Annotated in this window: 18 protein-coding genes; 8 read left to right on the top strand and 10 right to left on the bottom strand. The window is 41.2% G+C overall.

The annotated features are described in order from the left end of the window. Positions 1 to 85 precede the first annotated feature (85 nt). The 3 genes from Q0C76_RS01395 to Q0C76_RS01385 all read right to left on the bottom strand — a co-directional run bounded on the left by Q0C76_RS01395 (position 86) and on the right by Q0C76_RS01385 (position 4,479). Entirely contained in the window at positions 86 to 1,402 is a 1,317-nt protein-coding gene (locus tag Q0C76_RS01395) for an APC family permease (RefSeq protein ID WP_295728736.1), read from the bottom strand. Between the two features lie 217 nt (positions 1,403 to 1,619). Then, the gene (zwf, locus tag Q0C76_RS01390; RefSeq protein ID WP_295728733.1) at positions 1,620 to 3,101 is read right to left on the bottom strand and encodes a glucose-6-phosphate dehydrogenase; all 1,482 of its coding nucleotides are present in this window, start codon (positions 3,099 to 3,101) and stop codon (positions 1,620 to 1,622) included. Positions 3,102 to 3,300: 199 nt separating this feature from the next. Then, a complete protein-coding gene (locus Q0C76_RS01385) occupies positions 3,301 to 4,479 on the bottom strand; it encodes an MFS transporter (protein WP_295728730.1) in 1,179 nt (392 codons plus the stop codon). A 114-nt stretch (positions 4,480 to 4,593) separates the two neighbouring features. Between Q0C76_RS01385 and Q0C76_RS01380 the strand changes: the two genes are divergently transcribed. After that, complete coding sequence (locus Q0C76_RS01380) at positions 4,594 to 5,028, top strand: VOC family protein (protein ID WP_295728728.1); 435 nt, start codon at positions 4,594 to 4,596, stop codon at positions 5,026 to 5,028. Positions 5,029 to 5,134: 106 nt separating this feature from the next. Here the strand turns inward: Q0C76_RS01380 and Q0C76_RS01375 are convergent, their stop codons facing one another. From Q0C76_RS01375 to Q0C76_RS01360, 4 genes are all read right to left on the bottom strand, one after another. Next, positions 5,135 to 5,566: a hypothetical protein gene (locus Q0C76_RS01375; RefSeq protein ID WP_295728726.1), complete on the bottom strand. Its 432-nt coding sequence runs from the start codon at positions 5,564 to 5,566 to the stop codon at positions 5,135 to 5,137. 31 nt (positions 5,567 to 5,597) lie between these two features. After that, positions 5,598 to 6,026: a hypothetical protein gene (locus tag Q0C76_RS01370; RefSeq protein WP_295728723.1), complete on the bottom strand. Its 429-nt coding sequence runs from the start codon at positions 6,024 to 6,026 to the stop codon at positions 5,598 to 5,600. 139 nt (positions 6,027 to 6,165) lie between these two features. Continuing rightward, positions 6,166 to 6,633: a class Ib ribonucleoside-diphosphate reductase assembly flavoprotein NrdI gene (gene nrdI, locus Q0C76_RS01365; protein WP_295728720.1), complete on the bottom strand. Its 468-nt coding sequence runs from the start codon at positions 6,631 to 6,633 to the stop codon at positions 6,166 to 6,168. A gap of 18 nt (positions 6,634 to 6,651) precedes the next feature. Beyond that, complete coding sequence (locus Q0C76_RS01360; RefSeq protein ID WP_295728717.1) at positions 6,652 to 8,013, bottom strand: hemolysin family protein; 1,362 nt, start codon at positions 8,011 to 8,013, stop codon at positions 6,652 to 6,654. 159 nt (positions 8,014 to 8,172) lie between these two features. Here Q0C76_RS01360 and Q0C76_RS01355 point away from each other — a divergent pair, with 159 nt between their 5' ends. Continuing rightward, on the top strand, positions 8,173 to 8,691 hold the full coding sequence (locus Q0C76_RS01355) for a saccharopine dehydrogenase related protein (protein ID WP_295728714.1): 519 nt from the start codon (positions 8,173 to 8,175) through the stop codon (positions 8,689 to 8,691). 60 nt (positions 8,692 to 8,751) lie between these two features. Continuing rightward, entirely contained in the window at positions 8,752 to 9,276 is a 525-nt protein-coding gene (locus Q0C76_RS01350) for a DUF1836 domain-containing protein (protein WP_295728712.1), read from the top strand. Here the strand turns inward: Q0C76_RS01350 and Q0C76_RS01345 are convergent, their stop codons facing one another. The 3 genes from Q0C76_RS01345 to Q0C76_RS01335 are packed head-to-tail and all read right to left on the bottom strand — an operon-like array spanning position 9,277 to position 11,662. After that, a complete protein-coding gene (locus Q0C76_RS01345) occupies positions 9,277 to 10,098 on the bottom strand; it encodes a TIM barrel protein (RefSeq protein ID WP_295728711.1) in 822 nt (273 codons plus the stop codon). Positions 10,099 to 10,130: 32 nt separating this feature from the next. Then, a complete protein-coding gene (locus tag Q0C76_RS01340; protein ID WP_295728709.1) occupies positions 10,131 to 10,931 on the bottom strand; it encodes a Cof-type HAD-IIB family hydrolase in 801 nt (266 codons plus the stop codon). 2 nt (positions 10,932 to 10,933) lie between these two features. Continuing rightward, positions 10,934 to 11,662: a GntR family transcriptional regulator gene (locus Q0C76_RS01335; RefSeq protein WP_295728706.1), complete on the bottom strand. Its 729-nt coding sequence runs from the start codon at positions 11,660 to 11,662 to the stop codon at positions 10,934 to 10,936. A gap of 154 nt (positions 11,663 to 11,816) precedes the next feature. Between Q0C76_RS01335 and ybaK the strand changes: the two genes are divergently transcribed. The 5 genes from ybaK to Q0C76_RS01310 all read left to right on the top strand — a co-directional run bounded on the left by ybaK (position 11,817) and on the right by Q0C76_RS01310 (position 18,049). Beyond that, complete coding sequence (gene ybaK / locus Q0C76_RS01330; RefSeq protein ID WP_295728704.1) at positions 11,817 to 12,323, top strand: Cys-tRNA(Pro) deacylase; 507 nt, start codon at positions 11,817 to 11,819, stop codon at positions 12,321 to 12,323. Further along, entirely contained in the window at positions 12,323 to 13,072 is a 750-nt protein-coding gene (locus Q0C76_RS01325; protein WP_295728702.1) for a hypothetical protein, read from the top strand. Before ybaK ends, Q0C76_RS01325 begins: the two co-directional genes overlap by 1 nt. 80 nt (positions 13,073 to 13,152) lie before the next feature. Next, positions 13,153 to 14,592 (top strand): C69 family dipeptidase, encoded by a 1,440-nt coding sequence (locus Q0C76_RS01320; protein WP_295728699.1) that lies wholly within the window; start codon positions 13,153 to 13,155, stop codon positions 14,590 to 14,592. Between the two features lie 151 nt (positions 14,593 to 14,743). Further along, entirely contained in the window at positions 14,744 to 15,394 is a 651-nt protein-coding gene (locus Q0C76_RS01315; RefSeq protein WP_295728697.1) for an HAD family hydrolase, read from the top strand. 255 nt (positions 15,395 to 15,649) lie between these two features. Next, complete coding sequence (locus Q0C76_RS01310; protein WP_295728694.1) at positions 15,650 to 18,049, top strand: phosphoketolase family protein; 2,400 nt, start codon at positions 15,650 to 15,652, stop codon at positions 18,047 to 18,049. The last annotated feature ends 107 nt before the right edge of the window (positions 18,050 to 18,156 follow it).

The following is an 18,156-nucleotide window of genomic DNA, read 5'->3' as shown; positions in this document are numbered from 1 at the left end:
CCGAGCCTGTTCAGTGACTAAGCTAAAATTGGCAAAAAAAATCCTCCAGACTCTGGAGGATTTTTGATTTTTATTAAAATGTCAACTATTTTCCCTGTTCCTTCATTGCCTTATCACGCTTGTTTTGACCGGTGATAAAGTAGAACGGCAGGATAATTACTAATGCACCGAAACCAGCAATGAGTTGGAATGGTTTGGCATGAGCTAATAGCCAAACAGATACAATTACCGCTAAGATTGGGATAATCCAACCACCAGGAATGGTGAATGAAGACTTCTTATCGTGCATCGTCTTTCTAAAGACGAGGACTGCGATACAGGTTGGAATGTATTGAGCAAATCGTGATACTACTGAAATGTTAACTAGTGTTAGATATGAGCCTGACCAGGCAATCGCCATGGCAAGAAGGGTATGAATAACAATGGCAACGTATGGTGCCCCTTTACTATTTTCTGCACCGAGCTTCTTTGGCATTTGATGATTATCAGCTAAGGAAGCGGCTAACCGTGGTGAAATGAACGAGGAGTTCAGTGCTAAACCACCCATTGATAGGAACGTCCCGACAATGATGACTGCTTCTCCGGCTCGTCCAGCGACGGCTTGAGCTGCATCTTGGAGGGGAACTGAGCTTTTAGCAAGTCCGCTCCCTAAGATTCCGACACAGGAAACAACTACTAAGATGTAGATTAAAGCGACCACAATAATTACCAGCAGTAACGCCCGTGGAAGGTTTTTCGAAGCATCCTTCATATTTCCGGCAGTAATTACTAATGATTCAATCCCAGTGAAGACCATGAACAAGGTAATGGTGGCATTCGCAAAGCCATTTGCCGAACTTCCAGGGAGGAAGAATGGGGTAAAGTTAGTCGGATGTAAGAAGAATAATCCAACAATTGCAACTAAAAGAATTGGGACTAACTTAGCCACCGTGACCACGTTATTAAAGATCGCTGAAGTCTTAACACCGGTCATGTTAATACAAATTAAAATAATACCAATGATTGTTACAATGATGTTTTTGGCCGTGGTTGTCGCCCATGGCTTATAAACACCACCGATCGCAGTGGCAATCGCCACATACAAGGTTCCTTCAGCAATAATCCGGATGGCCCATGTAACGACCCCGACTTCGTAACCAATGAACGGTCCAAATGCCCTTTTGGCGTACAAATAAGCACCACCGGTTTCTTTAAACCGCCCGGCACATTCCGCAAAACAAAGTCCAATCATGAAGACTAATACGGCATCAGCCAGTAACGCGAGAATACTTGCTGGCCCAAACAAGTTATATCCTTGCCCAGGGAGTAAGAAGATTCCTGATCCCAGGATCCCGTTGACCCCAAAGAGTACGATACTCCAAAAGCCCATTTGTCTTTCGACAGAGCTACTTTTTACACTCATATTATGTCACCTCTCAAAATTTGGAGAATCTAACTACAATCTTATTATCACATTTTATCCGAACAACCGCAAATTAGGACTGAAATTATATTCATTAATAAGGCAAACGTCTTAAATTGCCTTAAAATTTCTTGTGATCGCAATTATGTAATTGTTTTCATCAAAGCAAAAGGACCAAGCAAATTAATGCTTGGTCCCGTAAATTTTGTAAATTTGATTATTTATTCAAACGGTAAACCCATTGCCGGCCATCGCGTTCTAGTAATTCATCGGCAGCAACAGGACCCATGGATCCAGGAACGTAGTTCGGGAATTGTGGTTCTTCAATGTCCCAAAGCTTCCGTGCAACATCCACGAACTTCCATGCGTAAGCAATTTCAGACCATGAAGCAAAGTTGGTGTGGTTGCCTTCTAGAGCGTCATGGAAAAGTCGTTCATATGGTTCTGGTGATTCGGCCTTTGTTGAATCATCTTGCATGAACTTCAAGTCGACTGGTTCAGTGTTGAACCCTTGACCAGCACTCTTGGCGTTCACACGGAGTGAGAACCCAGCATCTGGTTCGACGAAAATCGTCAAGACATTGCTCTTGAGTGATTGTTCGGACTTCATCCGGGGGTTAGCGAAAATATCAATCAATGGCTTCTTGAAGACCACATCGATCCGGGTAAACTTATCAGCTAACTTCTTACCTGTCCGGACATAGAATGGAACTCCTGACCAACGATAGTTGTCAAACAATAACTTAGCGGCAACGAATGTTTCGGTGTTAGAGTGCGGATCAACCCCGTCTTCATTCCGGTAGGCATCCGTGTCTTGACCAGCATCATATTGACCACGAACAAAGTTGGATGCAGCTTCAGCAGGGGTGTAAACGCGAAGTGACCGTAATGCCTTGATCTTTTCAACCCGAACATCACTGTCAGTAAATGAAACAGGTTGTTCCATTGCTAATTGTGCAACGACTTGCATGATGTGGTTTTGCATCATGTCACGCAGAGCACCAGATTTGTCATAGTAACCGGCCCGTTCTTCGACACCAAGTTTTTCACTTAATGTTACTTGAATGTTGTCAATGTAACGGTTGTTCCAAAGTGATTCGATGATGGTGTTACCAAAGCGCAGGGCTTCGATATTTTGAATCATTTCCTTACCGAGATAGTGATCAATTCGGAAAATTTGGTTTTCGTTAAATGTTTCAGAAAGTTCATCATTGAGTTTCTTTGCAGAATCAAAGTCACGACCGAATGGCTTTTCAATGACGAGTCGGTTGTAGCCATCGTCAGAAAGCAAGCCTTGCTTCTTAAGGTTTAGCGCAATGGTCCCAAAGAATTGTGGTGCCATGGACATGTAGAAGAGGCGGTTACCATCAGTTTCGAACTTTTGATCCAGCTCAATGATTCGTTCTTTTAACGCAACGTAGTGTTCCGGTTTGGTGACGTCGTGTGATTGGAAGAAGAAGTGCTTAACAAAGTTTTTAGCTTGGTCCTTAGTTGTTTCCTGCAGACCGCTAATTGATTTAGCAACCATTTCTTGGAATTCTTCGTCGCTCTTTTGCCGACGTGAAGTTCCTAAGAGGGCAAAATGTTCACCAATGTAACCCTTTTGATATAACTTGAATAGTGACGGATAGAGCTTGCGCTGTGCTAAATCACCGGCAGCTCCAAATAATGTGATAACAGCTTTATTTTCCTTAGCCAAAATATTCACTCCTCTTGAATACTCGTTATATTCGCTCATCGAGTATGATTATATACTTTCAAACAACCGATTGCATTAAAAAAGGGAGCGTTTTCTTGACTTGTTAAAATTGTAACAAAATGGCTTAAAGGACTGATTAATCGTCACTGAGGGATTTGTCAAACGTTTAGCAAAAATTGGTCTAGCTCAAAATTTTTTGTTAAATTTCAATTAGTGCTTCTTTTTCTGATAACAGGCCAAAGATGGTGCAAATAATCACGACTAAAGCCGAAACGATTAAACTCCAATCCCAGTTATCGGTGGCTGCTTTTAACCAACCGGTGGTCACCGGTCCGGCGGCAGCGATGATGTAGCCGAGTGATTGAACCATTCCAGATAGGTCACGAGTAGTGTTGGCATTAGTAGTCTTTAACCCAAAGAGCGTCATAATCAATGAATAACTCGCGGCGGTTCCTAATCCTAAGCAAAGGGTGATAATTGTGAAATAGGCAAAATTGGCGGTCGGAATCAATAACCCGAGGAAGCCGATGACAGTTAGCAATGACGAGCCAATAATCAATGATTGACGATGGGCTAGACGACTGGCCCAAAGTGGAATAATAAAGGCTGCCGGCATGGAAAATAGCTGGAGAAAGCCAGCGATAATCCCAGTGGCGTTACTAGCCATACCGTAATTTCGTGCGATCGTTGGTAACCAAGTCACCGTAATGTAAAACGACATTGAAGAGCCGGCCATGTAGAACAGCAAACACCAGGCTTGCCAGCTTTGCCAAATGGATTTGTGGTGACGGTGAGTATTAGTTGGGCGAACACCGCCGCGTTTTATTTTGGTATTTGGCAACCAGATGCCAAAAGTCACGACTGCTAAGCTGGAAATGAGCATTACGGCAATCCGCCAATTCCAAAGCAGGGTTAATGGGATAATTATATATGCAAATAAGGCACTGAACATGTCCAAGGAAACACCGTAGAGACTAGTCATTAAACCAACCTGGTTGGGGAGCTGTTCTGTAATGATTGCTGGCAACAGAACATTGATGAAAGTAATGGCTAACCCACACAATAATGTTCCGGCTAAAAGGGTTTGATAGGTAATTACCCGTAAGTAAGCACCGATAATTAAGACAATGAGTGCTAGTAGAATTGCAATTTCATTGCCTAGCCGACGACAAATGATGGGAACAACTGACGAGAAAATACCAAAGCACAGTAACGGAATGGTTGTCAAAATACCAAGGTTAGTTACTGGCACGTGAAAGCTGGCACTAATTTCGGTAATGACCGATGGTAATGCAGTAAAGGGCGCTCGCATACAAGCACCAAGCAGGATAATGCCAGTAATCAGCAGTGCTTTGGAAGATGATCTTGATTGTTGCATGACTTTTCTCCAATCTTGAATAACTATCCTTATAGTAGCATATTAATGGAAGCTGATTTGACTAAGAAGAATGAAAAAACTATACTATAAGAAGATTTTTTACGGAGGAAAACGATGGCGGCAGACATATATCCCTTTTTAACTTTCGAAAATAGTAAGGAAGCCATGGATTATTACGTTCATGAATTTGGTGCTGAAATTATCGAAAGAACGCCTTTTACAGAAGAACAAGTTCAAACGCTAGGGTTAAATGTAGCGGATTTATCTACGACAACAGCACGCGGGCAATTTGAAGTAGCTGGTCATCGGATTCTTTGTGGTGACGCCACAATGACAATGCCACAGGCTTCATCACTTGTTTCATTATTTCTTGACTTTGGTGGTGATGTTGCAGCGGCAAAAGAGCTTTTTGATCGGTTAGCGGCCTCTGACCAACAACGGGTGACGTTACCGTTTGCGGACCATTTAGTGGGTCGCCAATTGGGCCAAATTGTTGATAAATATGGAGTCACTTGGTACATTTCCGGTGGTGACAAAAATCCGGTTTAATTAATACTCAGCAGAATTTAAACAATAAAAAAGCAGCTTTGAGAGCGGTGTTGCCGGTTTCAAAGCTGTCTTTTATTTTCTCATTATTTCATTTTGGATTAGCGATTCAAGATGCTGGTGCATATTTACGTGATGCATTTGCTTTATTAATTACCAACTTGGCCATTGTGAGTTTTGGCGAATGATGTTTTGAGTTGGAAACTTTAGTAGCGGGAAGTTTTGCAAAGTCCTGACATAGTTTAGTTAAAGCATTTTCTAAATGAGTGAGTTTGGCTTGAGTTTGATTTAGATAGATTTTGGTTTTTAGATTATCATGGTTAGCTAAGCAAGTCCCTTCGGCGATGCGCTCTTCATCTTTAATAATTGTCCGTACGCCGCGCCGAATCCCATTGATATTTTTATTGATCTGTCTTTGAGTTGCGTGATCTTGCTGAGCTTTAATTTCAGTTTCTAATTTAGCGATACAGCCTTCAATATTGGCGACCTTATTGAGGACATTATTGAGGTCCTTTAACTCACGTTTCGGATAGTTAGTCATAACCAACACCTCCACATTTAAATGTTGCTAGCTATTCTGCATATTTACCGGCTTTTTGTAAAATATATTTAGCCTTTTCAAGGTAGTTGTGTTCAGCGCGAAAGGCTTTAATTTTACCGCCTTCATTATCAGGTAGTTCATCAAGGTTCTTTTCTAGTTCTTCATAGTGCTTAACAAGATCCTTAATAACCGGTTCTTCGTCTTCAACGTAAATGTAGTGGTTGCGGGTAGAGTCTTTGTGACCTTCACCAGAGTGTTCGATGATTTTTTCTTCATCTTTGCTGACCTTGCGTGAGTGCTTCAAGATAGACTTAATATCCTTGATGACTTCATGTTGAGCTGTTCGGTGCTTTTTGTTATCAATACTGTCTTCAATTTTGGTTAGGTGACCTTCAGCATCAGCAATTTTCTTTGCGATCCGATCCAATGCTTTCAATTGACGTTTTGCATAATCAACCATAATTATTACCTCCTAAGATTGTTTTCACTTTTATTCTATGGTGGGCGGATGGTAACTACAAATAAAACGTTTTCTTAAATTAAAAAAGTCAGCAGTGAGAGTGAACTCACTACTGACTTAATAATATTAATTGATCAATTTAGTTTTTAACCGCTTTCCAACGTTTTTGCAAGATAGCGTAAATATTATCGATATCTTCATCCGTTCCCCGCAGTTCATAATCAGCTAAAAATGGGGTTTTGAACATGTCACTGTACTGGCGCGCAGTTAAGCAATACTGTTCATTGAAGTTCTTATTACCACTGCCGACAATTCCAATGCACTTTTCAGCGTTATGATTAGCAGCAATGTACTCACCGAGCGCGTTGGTCATTAATTCATGAAAGCCAGAGTCAAAACCATTGCCACCATCAAGATAAGTTGGAACGAATGCAAAAAAGTCTGCTGGTTCTGCTTCAGGGATCGTTTGGTCAGAAATTTCCTTAAGATTAATTTCCAAATTTTGACTATTAATATTGTGCTGCTGTTTGGCAAATGCCTGCAGACGTTTTAGAAATGAACGTGTATTACCTTCAATTGAAATATATAAGATGTTCATTTTTTCCATGTTTCAATTTCTCCAATCCTAAAAATTATTTTGAGTGCTGGGGGTCGGATTAGCGGAAGTCAATTTGCGGACTTCAAACCAATCAATATATGAATTTTCATAATCACGAATGGTTAATTGTAAATTACCAATGGTGACTGTTGTATTTGATTTGACGTGGGGAAAATTATCAATAACGTATCCAGACAGGGTGACGGCATCATCAGTATCGAATTCTTTGATGTCTTCATGGAAGAAACGTTCAAAGTCATAGGTGGTCGTTTTACCATCAACTTTAAAATTCCCGTTAGGTAATTTGCTAATCATGTTATCAGCTACGTTATCGATTTCGTCGCGGACAGTTCCAAACAGTTCTTCATAGATATCTTTATCCGTGATAATGCCTGATGTTCCACCATATTCATCAACGACAACGACCATTGGGACCCGTGTCCGAATCATTTGACCGAGGACTTCGGTAATGGCCGTATTTTCAGAAGTCGTTGGTAAGTGTCGTAAGACCTTAGAAACTGCTAAGTCACCATTAACCCGTGACTGCTTAATTAAATCGTAATTAAATACATAACCGACAATTTTATCCTTGTCGTTATCTGCAACCACCGGTAAGCGACTATATTTGGTTTGAATATACTCGGTTAAAGCCTCATTCACGGTTTTACGAATATCAATCACAGTTAATTGAGTTCGGTCGATCATGATATCCTTAGCGACTTTGTCGTTAAATTCGAAGGCGCGTTCCATATAAAGCAGGTCGCCGCGTTCAAGTTCGCCGCCCTTCACGGAATTACGGGTTAAACTAATAATTTCGCCCTGTGAAAGCACTTCATCATTCTCGTCAGCAGGTTTCATTCCTAATAATCGAACAATTCCATTGGCGGATGAATTTAGTAACCACACAAACGGATAGAAAATGATGTGGAAATAGTGAAGTGGCGTGACGGTTGCCATCATCATTTTAACGGGAATGTCGATGGCGATGTTTTTCGGAACAATTTCGGTCAATACCACTTCTAGATAAGTTAGTAATAATACCCCAACGACAGCACTAATAACATGCACGAGGCTTGAATTCAGTGACCAGTGCGGGAGTTGAAGGGCATCTGTGAGCAATTCTTCGAGTGTTTGTTCACCAATCCAACCAAGAATGATTCCACACACTGAAGTACCAACTTGGGTCGTAGAAAGATATTCGGTCAGGTTGGAAACCATCTTAATTGCTCGTTTAATCTTAATCGATGGTTTTTGGCGAGCAGCTTGTTTTTCTTGCAGTGCAGTTATTCGAACCTGAACTAGGGCAAACTCAGCTGCGACAAAAAAGGCAGCGAAGATAAAGGTGACGATGATGATCAAAATATTGATCATTATCTGACTCTGATCCAAAGTTAAAGACTCCTCATTTTAAAGTATTTAAGACGTGTTACAAAGTAATAATTAAGTTAATATTGCACAACGGCTATTATTATACCATGGTACACTAAGGACGAAATAGGTAAAACGTTGGTAATAACAAAAAATAAGCCGCTTACAGGAGACGAAAAAATGGGACCAATAATAATCATTAATCAGGGACAAGATGGCCTTTGCCAGGCACTCAGCCAGCAGCTTGATCATTGTAAGGTGTTAGAGGAGTTTCCCGATTCAATTGATAACTTAGCCACGCTTTGCTGGCTGCCGGCCGATCATTCACGAGTGGATTTATCAGTAGAGCAGCTAGTTCATTTACTGGATCAGAGTCCTGTGACGCCCGCTAAAATTGTGATGAAATCGATTGTGGGCACCGCTGACGATGCCACTGATGAACAGGTGAAACGCTGGTATGGCGAAAAGGCGCAAACGTTAGTGCTTGATCATCTCTACGCGATTAAAATGATTGATGAACTGGAATATCCGTATACAATTGTCCGGACTTTACCGTTGACGGAACATCAAATCAATCGTTCAATCATTCCAGAAGGACAACCGTTTAGCGGTGATCAAAGTAATCTTGATGCGGTCAGCCGCGTTATTTTCCAAGCAATTGTGACGGATGATTATCGAAACCAGTCCATTGGAATCTAGTTTTTAATACCAAGTTATAGTATATTAATTACTAGATGCTTCGACAGAGGAGGAAACAAAATGGGTGATGAAACATTTCAAACCTGGCGGCGAAGTTTACAAAAAATTCATTTAGCAAGCTGGGATGAGCTGCCAGAAATGAATTTATACGTGGATCAAGTAGTATCGTATGTGAATGATCATTTGATCGGTTTGCATATTGAACCGCTGACGAAGTCGATGGTGAACAACTACGTAAAAAAGGGTGCCATTATGGCACCCGTCAAGAAAAAATATTCTGCATATCAAATTGCTTCATTATTTGCCATTGCACTCCTCAAAAACATCTACTCGCTTGATCAGATTAAAGCGGGCATTGATCAGTTAACGATTAATAATTATCCAAAAGTCATTTATAACCGTTTTGTGGAGTTATTTAATCATCATTTGCAGGATACGGTCATTCCAGATAATCATGTCTTAACCGCTACCAACGAAAAAATGTTGCAACTGGTTGTTAACACAGCGTTTCAACGTATTTTAACGGTTCAGCTATTGCAAGAAATGAAACAAATGGCGACTCCCGTGACACCACGGAAAAAATAATTAATGATTCAGTGAAACCAGGTAACGGTGGCTGGCAAGTTGTTCTTGACAGTCATCGTTATTTTTTAAGTTGATTTCATAAATACTAGTAGCATTCTGGTTGAGAAGTGGTAGGACACCACGCCAGTCAATTTTTCCTTTACCAAGTGGTAAACTGTCATGCGTCTTACCCAGTGAGTCAACCAGATGATAGTGCACAATGGATGTGGCCAGGTGGTGCAAGGATGCTTGCAGTTGTTGATTGCTGCCGTGGCTGAAAATGAAACAATGGGAGGTATCAAAAGCCAGTCGGTAGTGGTGACTAAGGATTTCATCTTCTAGGGTTGGATCTCCATAACTAAAAATCGGTGAGATGGAATTTTCAAACATAATTTGGCAACCACCCATTATTTTAAAACGATCTAAGCGCTTAAACACTGCTTGTTGAGCAGCTTTCAGGGATGGATACTCCTGAATAAATAGTGGGGTTTCTTTGGCGTAGGCGCCGTGGACTAAGCATTGGACATGTTGATCAGTGGCCAGGCGAATTAATTGTTCAGTTGACGTTTCGATAAATCGATATAATTGCGGAAATTTGCTTTCTGGGGCAACGAGGTCAGTATGCAAATTGTCAAAAACCATCGGATGATGAATCACAATATTTTGGACCCCGCGGCTTTGAACGTATTGAACAGCATCGATTAATCGCCGGTAGCCGTCGTCAGTGAAGTCATTTTGATCGGTATAAAATTCGTACGTCGTTGGCTGATACTGGAGGCGATCGTTAATTTGTCGCAGATCAGAACTACCCTTTAACCCTAGTTGCGGAAGCATTACAATCATCCTTTCTAAAAAAAGACTGAGAGTGCCCAGTCTTAAGCTAATTGTTGTAAGTAATTTTCAATTGTGACGAGAACGCCATTTTGGTCGTTAGTAGGGGCAGTGTGTTTAGCGAGCTGAATCACTCGCGGATCACCGTTTTGCATGGCATAACTTTCGCCGGCTAGTTGGAGCATTGTCATATCGTTTTGCCCATCGCCGAAAGCCATGATTTCTTGATTCTGCCAACCGTGACGTTTCATTAACGCTTTCAACCCAGTTGCTTTATCAAGCCCGCTGACAATTAAATCCAGGTTGCCATAACCACTGGAGACAGCAGTTAATTGGCTGGCAAAGTCATGGTTAATCTGGTCCTGCATTTGTTGCGTCATTTCACCAGGGACATCCATTTGCAGTTTAACGATTTGATCATCAATGTTAGTTAAAGAATCAATCATTACCATGCGTGGGTAATGGTGGCGAATCCGTTGGATGAAGTCTGGGTTTTCATCTTTAAATACGAATGCGTGGTGGAGCCCTGAAAGGAGAAAGGTACTGCCAGGAATACTGAGATGTAATTGGAGAATTCCCTGAATGGCCTCCGAGGTAATTTCACCGCAGTATACTAATTGGTTGTGGTCAAAACATTCTACACCATTTTCGGCAACAAAGCAGAGGTCATTAACGTAGTCTGGGAAGGCCATTTTTAGTTGATAGATCGGATTGCCACTGGCAACGATAAACTGAATGTGGTGAGCTTGTAATTGCTGAAAAACTTTGGCAAATCTTTCGTGATCGTATGTACTTTGTGAATTTAAAAAGGTGCCATCCATATCAACGGCGATTGCTTTAATCATGATTAGTCCTTTCCTAAACTGACAAAGGTGTTGAAACGCATGTATTGATGGTGGATCCGCATATTCGAAACTTCAAAGGGGGTTCCGTCATCCAAAAAGAAGACCCCTTCCATAATTCCGACTGGCTCGGTCGCTGTAAGCTTCAGGAGTTTTTGATCGACGGCGCTAGACGGGGATACCGTTAATGTCAAATATGAACGGGTAACGGTTTTACCTTTCTCTGTTTCAAGATAATTAAAAATGGAGTTTTCTAAAATCTCTGGTGAGAGTGTAGGTAAAATTTTAATTGGAATATATCCCGTTTCAATCATAAATGGCTGGTCATCAATTAGACGCAGCCTTTCGATTTTGTAGACATACTCATTGCCCTTTAGAAACAAATCCTGTTGAATTTCTTCTGGAGCAGGGATTGCGCGGTAGTTTAATAACTTGATGCTTTGTTTTTTACCATCAAACTTGAAACTATCAGTGATGCCTAGATTACTACCTTCATAGCGAAACATTGCGCGGTTTTTCAGGTATAGGGGGTTGATAAAGGTTCCAGAACCGCGCTTTTTGAAGATAATACCCTGTTGAACAAGTACATCCAGGGCTCGCTTGATCGAACTTCGACTAACCTGGTACATTTCACTAAGGCTTCGTTCATCGGGAAGCTTCATTCCTGGATATTCATTTTCTAGAATTTTCCCTTTTATATCTCTCATTACTGAGCGGTATACTAAATCTGACATAATTAATTGCTCCAAACTCCCAAGGTTGGGAAAGTTAATTGTGTTTGTTATGATCTATAATTAGTATACCAAACTTTTATGAAGTGGTAATCACTTTTCCAAAATTGGACCGTTCCATAAACGGTATTTTTTCAAAAAAGGAGCCCAATTCTTTATGAGTAAAAAGAAGAAAAAGGGTCAGTTGAAGAAGACCCAAGTTGAACAAATTTTAGATAAAAATAAAGTTGCATATCGGCAATTGGAATTTCCAACTCACCAGGATGGTGATGTGCGATCAATGAGCGTGGACCATCTGGGAATTAATGAACACCGGATCTATAAAACGTTAGTATTAGAGGGGCCAACAACGGGACCGTTAGTTGGTGTAGTACCAATTGATGCGCATTTAGACGAAAAAGCGTTGGCCCGTGTGTCTGGCAATAAAAAAGTAGCGATGGTTCCGCTGAAAAAATTAGTCAAGACGACTGGTTATGTTCATGGTGCCAATACTCCGGTGGGAATTTATGAGAAGAATCATTTTCCGATATTTATTGACTCCGATGCTAAAAAGGAGACAACGATTTACGTTTCTTCTGGCCAGATTGGACGTTCAGTCGAAGTGAATGCCAACGATTTAGCAAAGCTTGTGCACGCCGAATTTGCCGATTTACAACAAAAATAATGTGGAATCAGTTTATTCATATTCTAGGAATGATCATTGGCTGGACAATGATTATCCCGATGGTTAGTGGCAGTGTTGTGGTGGTAATTAGTCGCGCTAACAAACGCTTATCAATTTCACTGGGTGGCTTCTATGGTCAGATTATCTTGGGTGGCTTAGGAATCATTATTCATGAATTAAGCCACTTAATCACAGCGTTGCTGTTTGGTCATCGGATCAAACGGGTAAGCCTATTACATATTCCGAATGCTAATGTTTCGAACGATCGCGGACTGGGCTACGTCAGTCATGTTTGGAATGATAAAAGCTACTATCAGAAAATTGGTAACTTTTTTATTGGAATTGCCCCGGTGATTGGTTGCGCGTTTGTGATGCTTCTGAGCACACGTTGGCTAGTGCCATCAATTTACTGTCATTTATTTGGTCCAATTAATGGTGGCCAGTTAACGGATTTTTCGGTATCATGGTGGCGATTTTTGTTATGGATCATCCTAATGACCAACATTAGCATCGGTGGCTTTGACCTCAGTACCGCTGATTTGCAGAATAGTCGGCAAGGATTGGTAACACTGGTTGTTTTCTTGGTAATTATTTCATTGGGCTTAAGTTTAGTTGAAACCCCGCAAAGGTTGGGTGATCAATTAGTTCGTTTTGTCCATCCACTAATGGGAGCGTTGGGATTTTCAATTGTGGTCAACATCACTCTTTGGTTGGTATTGCGACTAATTGTTAACTTAAAACGTCATTAATGAATAATTGACCGTTTTCTTGTTCAGGACTAAAATTAAAATAACAAGTCGCTAGTTTTTTAAAAAGAAGGGATTTATCCATGAGAAAAAAACTTACTGCATGTACAACAATTTTAGTTGGTAAGAATGCGACGGTTGATGGTTCAACGTTGGCTGGTCGTAACGACGATACACCGGCTGCGATCACGCCACAACGTTTTGTTGTTTATCCTGCTTATCATAACAATCCGAACCAAGTTCATGCCTACTTGAATAAATTTGTTGGCGATCGGCCAGCAGATGGTTATCGCTACCAAGGGGTGCCAAACGTTGATTTGAAGAAGGAAGGAACTTTCGACGAAAATGGCTTCAATGAAAAGAACATTGCAATGTCAGCAACGGAAAGCTTCTACGCCAATGAACGTGTTTTAGCGGCTGACCCAATGAACACCGAAACCGGGATTAATGAAGATGCAATGATGGCAATGGTTTTGCCATTCATTAATAGTGCTCGTGAAGGAGTTGAATACCTTGGCAAGTTAGTTGCTAAGTATGGTTCTGCTGAAGGCAATGGTGTGATTTTCTCTGACAAAGATGATATTTGGTACATGGAAATCGCTACCGGTCACCACTGGGTTGCCCAACGGATTCCAGATGACTGTTATGCTGTTACTGGAAACCGGGCAGCCATTCAGGATGTTGACTTTAATGATCCAGATAACTTCATGTGGTCAGAAGGTATTCAAGACTTTGTTGAAAAGAACCATCTGAACCCTGATATTGACGAATGGAATTTCCGTCATATTTTTGGGACCGCGGATGTCTTTGACCTTCATTACAATACGCCACGGCAATGGTATGGTCACTTCTTATTCAGCCCAGACAAGAAGATGGATCCAGAAGACTTTGATTTACCATTCGTAATGAAGGCAGAACACAAGTTTACGGTTGAGGACCTTGAAAAGTATTTGAGCTCTCACTATGACAATACCCCATACGACCCAATGGGTCACTTGGGGACACCGCAACAAAAGCTGCTTTACCGGCCAATTTCATTGAACCGTACGCAAAACTCACACATCATGCAAATTCGGCCGAACGTGCCTGAATCCGCATCAGCAATTATGTGGATGACGTTCGGTGGGATTCCATCATTCTCACCATACATGCCATTCTTCGCCCAAGTGGACGATAATGACGAACGGCTTCGGAACACGCCGATGAAGATGGATCTAGATTCCAACAGTACTTACTGGCTCTTCCGTCAACTTTCAATGATTGTTGAATCACACATGTCAGAATTTGCAAAGCCAGATCTAGATTATTTGAAGAATATTCGGCAATACTTCCACAGCTGGGTTGCTGAAAACACAGCCAAGCTTGATGGATTGTCAGATAAGGATGCGACTGCATACCTGAATGATCGTTCAAAGGAAATGCTTGACGAAGTTCACAAGCGGACGAAGACTCTAATGGCTGAATTGATGACTAAGGGTGTTGAAATGTCCAAGCTAACTTTTGATATGGATCCAAACCTATAAATTAAATAGAAATCAAATTTGATGATTAACGGGACCGCGAGAGTGGCCTCGTTTTTTTAATGTAGCATTCTGAAGTTTTAGATTAAGCATGCTAAAATAAAGAAGCAAAAAAGAGTTTTGACTGAGACTGGCGTTAAAAAAGGAGAAATAGATGTTATTAAATTACTTTTTTGACTTTGATAAGACACTAGCCAGTTCTGGGGACGCGTCTGTTAAGGCGACAAAACAGGCATTCCAGGACAACGGCTTAACAGTGCCGCCAACTGATGCGATTCTTGATGCAATGGGGATTCCAGCAGAAGTTTCCTTTCCCCAAATGGCGAATGAGAAACTAACGGCACAACAAGCTACGCGATTGGTGACCCGATTTCGGGAAGTTTATAGTGACTATGAGCTTGCTTCCACTAAACTTTATCCAGGAATTCAAGAAATGCTGGATCAATTAACTCAGCAGCATCAAAACCTATTTATTGTGTCGAGCAAACGGACGGATGCAGTTGAACGTAATTTGAAAAATCTAAAAATTATAGATTACTTTAAAGATGTTGTTGGTTGTGACCAAGTAGAGCACTATAAGCCAGCACCCGATGGAATCCTGCTATTGCTGGATAGGTACCAATTACAAAAGGATGATAGCTTGATGATTGGCGATGCCCGTTATGATTTACAGATGGGAAAAGCAGCCGGCGTTCATACATGTGGAGTTACATGGGATGCTTTTGACGTTGCAAGCCTAAAACGTGAACAACCAACGTATTTAATTGCTACACCGGCAGAATTAGTTTCACTAGGCCAAAATTAATTAAATCAGGGCATGGAAAAGATTAAAATTCCGTGTCCTTTTTGTATTAAATTGATATTTAAATGTTAAAGAAGTCGTTAAAAGACTGATATAACAGTCTTTTTGATCTTGAATAATTGGACCGTATCAATTTTCAAAAAGGTTGACTTTTTACTAAAATGCTTTATCATTATAGTCGTAAATTGAATAGATTTACGATGCGTTACTTTAGTTGAATACGTAGTTATTTCTTTATAGAAGGAGTGTTATATTACAATGACAGTAGATTACGATTCCAAGCAATACTTGGAAAATGTTGATGCTTACTGGCGTGCTGCTAACTACCTTTCAGTTGGTACACTGTTCTTAATGCACAACCCACTGTTACGTCGAGAATTAGAGGCTAAGGATGTAAAGCCAAAGCCAATTGGTCACTGGGGTACGATTGTTCCTCAAAACTTCATTTATGCACACTTAAACCGTGTCATTAATAAGTACGACCTGAACATGTTCTACATCGAAGGTTCCGGTCACGGTGGCCAAGTAATGGTTAACAACTCATACTTGGATGGTTCATACACTGAAATTTACCCTGACTTTACTCAGGATGTTAAGGGTATGGCTAAGCTATTCAAGCACTTCTCATTCCCAGGTGGTACTGCTTCACACGCTGCCCCTGAAACTCCAGGTTCAATCCACGAAGGTGGGGAATTAGGTTACTCCCTTTCCCACGGTGTTGGTGCGATCTTAGATAACCCAGACGTGATCGCCGCTGTTGAAATTGGTGATGGGGAAGCTGAAACTGGCCCATTGGCTGCTTCATGGTTCTCAGACAAGTTCATCAACCCAATCAAAGATGGTGCGGTATTACCAATCCTTCAAATCAACGGTTTTAAGATTTCTAACCCAACGATTGTTTCGCGGATGTCCAATGAAGAACTTACTAAGTACTTCGAAGGAATGGGCTGGAAGCCATACTTCGTATCAGCATACACTAATGGCGAATTTGACGGTTTAAAGCCACATATGGAAGTTCACGAAGAAATGGCTAAGGTTATGGACAAGGCCGTTGAAGAAATCAAGGCTATCCAAAAGAACGCTCGTGAAAACAACGATGACTCAATGCCACAATGGCCAATGATCATCTTCCGTGTTCCTAAGGGTTGGACTGGTCCTAAGAAGGATCTTGATGGTAACCCAATCGAAAACTCATTCCGTGCTCACCAAATTCCTATTCCGGTATCTCAAGATGATATGGAACACAAGGACATGCTTGTTGACTGGATGAAGTCTTACAAGCCTGAAGAATTATTTGATGAAAATGGTCATCCAGTAGAAGCAGTTACAATGACTACTCCTAAGGGTGACAAGCGGATGGCAATGAACCCAATCACTAACGGTGGAATTGATCCTAAGCCATTGGTTCTTCCAGATTACCGTGACTTTGCCGTTGACGTTAAGACTCCAGGTTCCGTTGTTAAGCAAGACATGATTGAATGGGGTAAGTACCTGAACAAGGTTGCTGAACTGAACCCTAACAGTTTCCGTGGCTTTGGTCCTGATGAATCTAAGTCTAACCGTCTTTACGCAATCCTTGACGGACAAAAGCGTCAATGGATGGAAGACATCCATGAACCAAACGATGAAGACATGAACCACTCAGGTCGGATGATCGATTCACAACTTTCTGAACACCAAGCAGAAGGTTGGCTTGAAGGATACACTCTGACTGGACGTCATGGATTCTTCGCTACTTACGAATCATTTGGTCGGGTTGTTGACTCAATGTTGACTCAACACATGAAGTGGTTACGTAAGGCTAAGGAAATGTACTGGCGTCATGATTACCCAGCATTGAACTTTGTTGATACGTCTACTGTATTCCAACAAGACCATAACGGTTACACTCACCAAGATCCAGGTCTGTTAACTCACATGTACGAAAAGGAACGTCCTGACTTAGTTAAGGAATACCTTCCTGCAGATACTAACGAATTAATGGCTGTATCTGACATTGCATTCCGTAACCGTGAATGCATCAACATTTTTGTAACTTCCAAGCACCCACGTGCACAATGGTTCTCCATTGATGAAGCTACTGAAATTGCTAAGAATGGTCTTGGCTATGTTGACTGGGCTTCAACTGACCAAGGTGCTGATCCTGATGTTGTCTTTGCTTCTGCTGGTACTGAACCAACTGAAGAAGCATTGGCTGCTATCAGCATTCTTCATGATAACTTCCCAGAATTGAAGATTCGTTACATCAACATTGTTGACATTATGAAGTTAATGCCAATTGAAAAGAACCCTGAAGGTTTGACTGATGAAGAATTCGATCGTTACTTCACCACTGATGCTCCTGTAATCTTTGCATGGCACGGTTTCGAAGACATGATTCAATCACTCTTCTTCCCACGTCACAACCACAACGTTCACATTCACTGCTACCGTGAAAATGGTGACATTACGACACCATTTGACATGCGTGTCTTGAACGAACTTGATCGTTACCACTTAGCTAAGGATGCTGTTCTTAATGTTAAGGGTTACGAACAAAAGGGTGCTGCCTTCGCTCAAAAGATGGATGACATGGTTGCAAAGCACAACCAATACATCCGTGACGAAGGTAAGGATCTTCCAGAAGTTGAAAACTGGGTATGGAAGTCTTTGAAGTAATAACTACTAAACATTACGCGTTTTAAATCTAAAGGGGCTGTGACATAAGTCCTTTATAATAAATGAACCGTTCGGAATTCTCAAAATTCCGAACGGTTCTTCTTTTT

Origin of the sequence: uncultured Limosilactobacillus sp., from assembly GCF_934202705.1 — a bacterium.
Classification (GTDB): Bacteria; Bacillota; Bacilli; order Lactobacillales; family Lactobacillaceae; genus Limosilactobacillus.
Note: the sequence above shows the minus strand (reverse complement) of the source record. Positions and strands in the feature narration are given on the sequence as shown.

Bases quoted from the DNA above. Each gene is read 5' to 3' on its own strand.
- Q0C76_RS01355 (WP_295728714.1), top strand. From the start codon at position 8,173: ATGGGACCAATAATAATCATTAATCAGGGACAAGATGGCCTTTGCCAG.
- Q0C76_RS01315 (WP_295728697.1), top strand. From the start codon at position 14,744: ATGTTATTAAATTACTTTTTTGACTTTGATAAGACACTAGCCAGTTCT.
- Q0C76_RS01380 (WP_295728728.1), top strand. From the start codon at position 4,594: ATGGCGGCAGACATATATCCCTTTTTAACTTTCGAAAATAGTAAGGAA.
- Q0C76_RS01325 (WP_295728702.1), top strand. From the start codon at position 12,323: ATGTGGAATCAGTTTATTCATATTCTAGGAATGATCATTGGCTGGACA.
- ybaK (WP_295728704.1), top strand. From the start codon at position 11,817: ATGAGTAAAAAGAAGAAAAAGGGTCAGTTGAAGAAGACCCAAGTTGAA.
- Q0C76_RS01320 (WP_295728699.1), top strand. From the start codon at position 13,153: ATGAGAAAAAAACTTACTGCATGTACAACAATTTTAGTTGGTAAGAAT.
- Q0C76_RS01335 (WP_295728706.1), bottom strand. From the start codon at position 11,662: ATGTCAGATTTAGTATACCGCTCAGTAATGAGAGATATAAAAGGGAAA.
- Q0C76_RS01385 (WP_295728730.1), bottom strand. From the start codon at position 4,479: ATGCAACAATCAAGATCATCTTCCAAAGCACTGCTGATTACTGGCATT.
- Q0C76_RS01370 (WP_295728723.1), bottom strand. From the start codon at position 6,026: ATGGTTGATTATGCAAAACGTCAATTGAAAGCATTGGATCGGATCGCA.
- Q0C76_RS01350 (WP_295728712.1), top strand. From the start codon at position 8,752: ATGGGTGATGAAACATTTCAAACCTGGCGGCGAAGTTTACAAAAAATT.
- Q0C76_RS01310 (WP_295728694.1), top strand. From the start codon at position 15,650: ATGACAGTAGATTACGATTCCAAGCAATACTTGGAAAATGTTGATGCT.
- nrdI (WP_295728720.1), bottom strand. From the start codon at position 6,633: ATGGAAAAAATGAACATCTTATATATTTCAATTGAAGGTAATACACGT.
- Q0C76_RS01395 (WP_295728736.1), bottom strand. From the start codon at position 1,402: ATGAGTGTAAAAAGTAGCTCTGTCGAAAGACAAATGGGCTTTTGGAGT.
- Q0C76_RS01375 (WP_295728726.1), bottom strand. From the start codon at position 5,566: ATGACTAACTATCCGAAACGTGAGTTAAAGGACCTCAATAATGTCCTC.
- Q0C76_RS01340 (WP_295728709.1), bottom strand. From the start codon at position 10,931: ATGATTAAAGCAATCGCCGTTGATATGGATGGCACCTTTTTAAATTCA.
- Q0C76_RS01345 (WP_295728711.1), bottom strand. From the start codon at position 10,098: ATGATTGTAATGCTTCCGCAACTAGGGTTAAAGGGTAGTTCTGATCTG.